General features: G+C 77.5%; 1 protein-coding gene. It reads right to left on the minus strand.

Features of this window, described 5'->3' with window-relative positions; all coding sequences use genetic code 11:
• Positions 1-734, minus strand: a 734-nt coding sequence (locus B9S61_RS00075) for an NAD(P)H-hydrate dehydratase (protein WP_308457741.1), incomplete at both ends; no start/stop codon positions are given.

Consider the following 734-nt stretch of genomic DNA (forward strand, 5'->3'; position numbering starts at 1 on the left):
CCCCTTCAACAGCACCGCCGCCCCATACCGCCCCGCCAACTCCCGCACCGCATCCAGCCGACCCCCCTCGACCTCCACCCGCTCGACCCCGAGCAGCGCCGCCGCCTCCCCCGCATGCGGGGTCATCAGCGTCGGCGCCCGCCGGCCCCGTACCGCCGATGCCTCCGCCAGCCGCAGCCCGTCCGCGTCGATCAGCACCGGCACGTCCGCCGCCAGCACCTCCGCGACCGTCGCCGCGTCGTCCCCGGCCCCCGGTCCGACCACCCACGCCTGCACCCGTCCCGCGTGCTTCGGCCCCCGGTCCGACACCAGCGTCTCCGGGAAGCGGGCGATCACGGCCTGCCCGGCGGGACCGACGTACCGTACGGCTCCCGCCCCACCCCGCAGCGCTCCCGCCACCGCGAGCACCGCAGCCCCCGGATAGCGCGCGGAACCGGCCGCGATGCCGACCACACCCCGCCGGTACTTGTCGCTCTCCGCGGCAGGCACCGGCAGCAGCCGGGCCACGTCCGCGTGCTGCAGCGCCTCCACCTCCGGCTCGTCCGGGAGCGTCAGCCCGATGTCGACCAGCCGCACCGCCCCGGCGTACTCCCGGGCCGGATCGATCAGCAGCCCCGGCTTGTGCGTCCCGAACGTCACCGTGAGGTCGGCCCGCAGCGCCCGCCCCCGCACCTCCCCGGTGTCCGCGTCGACCCCGCTCGGCAGATCGACGGCGACCACGGCCGCCCGCGCCC

Source organism: Streptomyces sp. SM1 (assembly GCF_002910825.1).
Taxonomy (GTDB): Bacteria; Actinomycetota; Actinomycetes; order Streptomycetales; family Streptomycetaceae; genus Streptomyces; species Streptomyces okerensis.